The sequence below is a fragment of the Mycobacterium sp. TH-M103 genome (assembly GCF_057473785.1).
In genome coordinates this window covers 1-4,889 of sequence record NZ_JBYCLG010000015.1, presented here as the reverse complement: position 1 = coordinate 4,889, position 4,889 = coordinate 1, and the positions used below count along the sequence as shown (strand labels likewise).

Annotated in this window: 2 protein-coding genes; both read left to right on the top strand. The window is 72.2% G+C overall.

The annotated features are described in order from the left end of the window. The first annotated feature begins 28 nt into the window (after positions 1-28). Positions 29-3,349, top strand: a complete 3,321-nt coding sequence (locus AC2VOR_RS00665; RefSeq protein WP_486963016.1) for a transglutaminase family protein — start codon at positions 29-31, stop codon at positions 3,347-3,349. 23 nt (positions 3,350-3,372) lie between these two features. After that, positions 3,373-4,889: circularly permuted type 2 ATP-grasp protein (locus AC2VOR_RS00660; protein WP_486963017.1), on the top strand; the 1,517-nt coding region annotated here is incomplete at its 3' end.

The window sequence follows — 4,889 nt, the reverse complement described above, 5'->3', positions numbered from 1 at the left end:
TGTGGCGCCTGTGATGCAATCAGCGGTTATGAGCATCAAAGTTGCGCTGGAGCACCGCACCAGCTACACCTTTGACCGGCTGGTCCGGGTGTATCCGCACGTGGTGCGGCTGCGCCCGGCGCCCCACTCCCGAACACCGATCGAGGCTTACTCGCTGCGCGTCGAACCCGACGACCACTTCATCAACTGGCAGCAGGATGCCGTGGGCAACTTCCTTGCCCGGCTGGTGTTCCCGAACCCCATGACCCGGCTGACCATCACCGTCGGGCTGATCGCGGACCTGAAGGTGATCAACCCGTTCGACTTCTTCATCGAGGACTGGGCCGAGATATGGCCCTTGAATCACGGGGCCGGGCCGGCCTACCCCAAGGCGCTGGCCGACGACCTCGAGCCCTATCTGCGGCCGGTCGACGAGGACGGCGAGGGGTCGGGGCCGGGCGACCTCGTCCGCGCCTGGGTGCGCGACTTCTCGGTGCCGGACGGCACCCGCACCATCGACTTCCTGGTCGCCCTCAACCGCGCGGTCAACGCCGGCGTCGCCTACAACGTGCGCATGGAACCCGGCGTCCAGACACCGGATTTCACGCTGCGCAGCGGTGTCGGCTCGTGCCGGGACTCGGCGTGGCTGCTGGTGTCGATCCTGCGCCGGTTCGGGCTGGCCGCCCGGTTCGTGTCGGGCTACCTGGTGCAGCTGACGTCCGACGTGGAGGCGCTGGACGGGCCGTCGGGACCCGCCGCCGACTTCACCGACCTGCACGCCTGGACCGAGGTGTACATCCCCGGTGCGGGCTGGATCGGCCTGGACCCGACGTCGGGACTGTTCGCCGGCGAGGGGCACATCCCGCTGGCCGCCACGCCGCATCCGGCGAGCGCGGCACCGATCAGCGGCGGCACCGAACCGTGCGAATCGGTGCTGGAGTTCTCCAACACCGTCACCCGCGTGCACGAGGACCCGCGCGTCACGCTGCCCTACACCGACACGGCGTGGCGGTCGATCTGCGAGGTCGGCCGCCGGGTCGACGCCCGGCTGGCAGCCGCCGATGTGCGGCTCACCGTGGGCGGCGAACCGACGTTCGTCTCGATCGACGACCAGGTCAGCGAGGAATGGACGACGGCCGCCGACGGCCCGCACAAGCGGCAGCGGGCATCCGATTTGGCCGCCCGGCTGAAGGCGGCGTGGGCCCCAAGAGGGCTGATCCAGCACAAACAGGGCCGGTGGTATCCCGGAGAGCCGTTGCCGCGCTGGGAGATCGCGCTCTACTGGCGCACCGACGGACGGCCGCTGTGGGCCGACGCGGCGCTGCTGGCCGACCCCTGGGGAGACCAGCCCGCCCGACCCGCCGACACCGACGCGGCCCGCGCGGTGCTCGCCGCGGTCGCCGACGGCCTGGGGCTTCCGGCCACCCAGGTGCGACCCGCCTACGAGGACCCGCTGCACCGACTGGCGGCCAAAGTGTGCCTGCCGGAAGGGGATCCGGTGGAACCGGCCGACGACCTCGCCGACGACTCCCCCGCCGGGCGTACCGCGCTGCTGGCCCGACTCGACGAAACCCTCACCGCGCCTGCGGCTTTCGTGCTGCCGCTGCACCGGCGCGACGACGACCTCGGGTGGGCCAGCGCGGACTGGCGGTTGCGCCGCGGGCGCATCGTGCTGGTCGACGGCGACTCGCCGGCGGGCCTGCGGCTGCCGCTGGACTCGATCAGCTGGCAACCGCCGCGCCCCACCTTCGACGCCGACCCCCTGACCGTGGCCGACGCGCCGGCCACCGACTCGGCCCGCGCAGTCGTCACCGAGCCCGACGGGGCGCCGCCGACCGCGATGGTCGCCGAGGTCCGCGACGGGCTGGTGCACATCTTCCTGCCGCCCACCGAGGCGCTGGAACACTTCACCGATCTCGTCGCGCGCGTCGAGGCCGCGGCGGCGGACGCCGGCCGCGCCGTGGTGATCGAGGGCTACGGCCCGCCGCCGGATCCTCGCCTGCGCTCGACCACGATCACCCCCGACCCGGGCGTGATCGAGGTCAACGTCACACCGACCGCCGGCTTCGCCGAACAATGCCGGCTGCTGGAATCGCTGTACGAGAACGCTCGCCTTGCTCGATTGTCAACGGAGTCGTTCGACGTCGACGGCACCCACGGCGGCACCGGCGGAGGCAACCACATCACGCTGGGCGGGGTCACGCCGGCGGACTCGCCGCTGCTGCGCCGCCCGGATCTGCTGGTCTCGCTGCTGACCTACTGGCAGCGCCACCCGGCGCTGTCCTACCTGTTCGCCGGGCGCTTCGTCGGGACCACGTCGCAGGCCCCGCGCGTCGACGAGGGCCGCGCCGAGGCGCTGTACGAACTCGAGATCGCGTTCGCCGAGATCGCGCGGGTGAGCGGCGGCGGCGCCAAACCGTGGCTGGCCGACCGCGCGCTGCGCCACCTGCTGACCGACATCACCGGCAACACCCACCGCGCCGAGTTCTGCATCGACAAGCTCTACAACCCCGACAGCCCCCGCGGCCGGCTCGGGCTGCTGGAGCTGCGCGGGTTCGAGATGCCGCCGCACCTGCGCATGGCGATGGTCCAGTCGCTGCTGGTGCGCTCGCTGGTGGCGTGGTTCTGGGAGCAGCCGCTGCGCGCCCCCCTGATCCGCCACGGCGCCAACCTGCACGGTCGATATCTGTTGCCGCACTTCATCATTCACGATATCGCCGACGTCGCAGCGGATCTGCGCGCGCACGGCGTCGCCTTCGAGACCAGCTGGCTGGACCCGTTCACCGAGTTCCGCTTCCCGCGCATCGGTACCACCGTGTTCGACGGTGTGGAGATCGAGCTGCGCGGCGCGATCGAGCCGTGGACCACCCTGGGTGAGGAATCCACCGCGACGGGCACCGCCCGCTACGTCGACTCCTCGGTCGAGCGCCTGCAGGTCCGCGTCATCGGCGCCGACCGGCACCGCTACATGGTGACCTGCAACGGCTACCCGGTGCCGCTGCTGGCGACCGACAACCCGGACGTGCACGTCGGCGGCGTGCGGTTCAAGGCCTGGCAGCCGCCCAGCGCGCTGCACCCGACCATCTCGGCCGACGGCCCCCTGCGGTTCGAGCTGGTCGACCTGACCACTCAGACGTCGCGCGGGGGCTGCACCTACCACGTCACGCACCCGGGCGGGCGCGCCTACGACGAGCCGCCCGTCAACGCCGTCGAGGCCGAGGCCCGCCGGGCCCGCCGCTTCGAGGCGACCGGCTTCACCCCCGGCAAGCTGGACCTGTCCGGCCTCCGGGAGAAGCAGGCCCGCATATTCACCGACGTCGGCGCGCCCGGCATCCTCGACCTGCGCCGCGTGCGTACCGTTCAGCTGTAATGGCAGCTGCGGACGACACGGCGATGGCACTCGGCAGGAACGGCTGGCCGGAGACGGCTGCCGCCGTACCGGGCGGCCGCCACGACGCCGACCGGCTGCTGGACGGGTACCGCACCGCGCGCGCCCAGGAGGCGCTGTTCGACCTGCGGGAGGGCCCCGGGACGGGCCCGGCGATCGGTTTCGACGAATTCGTCGAACCCGACGGGACCGTGCGCCCGGCGTGGCACGAGCTGGCCGACGCCGTCGCCGAGCGCGGCCGCGCCGGGCTGGACCGGCTGCGCTCGGTGGTGCGCACCCTGATCGACAACGACGGCATCACCTACACCGAGGTGGGCCCGGGCGGTCACGGACTGGAGCCGCGGCCCTGGCGTCTGGACACGCTGCCGATCGTGCTGTCCGCGGCGGACTGGGAAACGCTGGAGGCCGGGCTGGTGCAGCGCTCGCGCCTGCTCGACGCGGTGCTCGCGGACCTGTACGGACCGCGTCGTCTGCTCACCGAGGGCCTGCTGCCCCCGGAGTTGCTGTTCGCCCATCCCGGTTACGTGCGCGCCGCCAACGGGATCGAGATCCCCGGGCACCATCAGCTGTTCATGCACGCGTGCGACCTCAGCCGGCTGCCCGACGGCAGCTTCCGGGTCAACGCCGACTGGACGCAGGCGCCGTCGGGCGCCGGCTACGCGCTGGCCGACCGGCGCGTGGTCGCGCACGCGCTGCCGGACCTCTACGAGCGGATCGCGCCGCGGCCGACGACCCCGTTCGCCCAGGCGCTGCGGCTGGCGCTGATCGACGCGGCACCCGACGTCGCGCAGGATCCCGTGGTGGTGGTTCTCAGCCCGGGCATCTACTCCGAGACCGCGTTCGACCAGGCGTACCTGGCGACACTGCTGGGCTTTCCGCTGGTGGAGAGCGCGGACCTGGTGGTGCGCGACGGCAAGCTGTGGATGCGTTCGCTGGGGACCCTGAAACGCGTCGACGTGGTGCTCCGCCGGGTCGACGCGTTGTACAGCGACCCGCTGGACCTGCGCGCCGACTCCCGCCTGGGGGTGGTGGGCCTGGTCGAGGCGCAGCACCGCGGGGCGGTGACCGTGGTCAACACGCTGGGCAGCGGCATCCTGGAAAACCCCGGGCTGCTGCGCTTTCTGCCCGGGCTCGCCGGGCGGCTGCTCGCCGAGGACCCGTTGCTGGACACCGCGCCGGTGTACTGGGGCGGCATCGCCGCCGAACGCTCGCACCTGCTGGCCAACCTGTCGGCGCTGCTGGTGAAGTCGACGGTCGGCGGGAAAACCCTTGTCGGACCGACGCTTTCGTCGCATCAACTGACCGAGCTGGCCGCGCGCATCGAGAGCATGCCCTGGCAGTGGGTGGGCCAGGAGCTGCCGCAGTTCTCGTCGGCGCCCACCGACCATGCCGGTGTGCTGGCCTCGGCCGGTGTCGGGATGCGCCTGTTCACGGTGGCCCAGCGCAGCGGCTACGCGCCGATGATCGGCGGCGTGGGTTACGTGCTGGCTTCCGGGCCCGCGGCGTACACGCTGAACACCGT

Bases quoted from the DNA above. Each gene is read 5' to 3' on its own strand.
- AC2VOR_RS00665 (WP_486963016.1), top strand. From the start codon at position 29: ATGAGCATCAAAGTTGCGCTGGAGCACCGCACCAGCTACACCTTTGAC.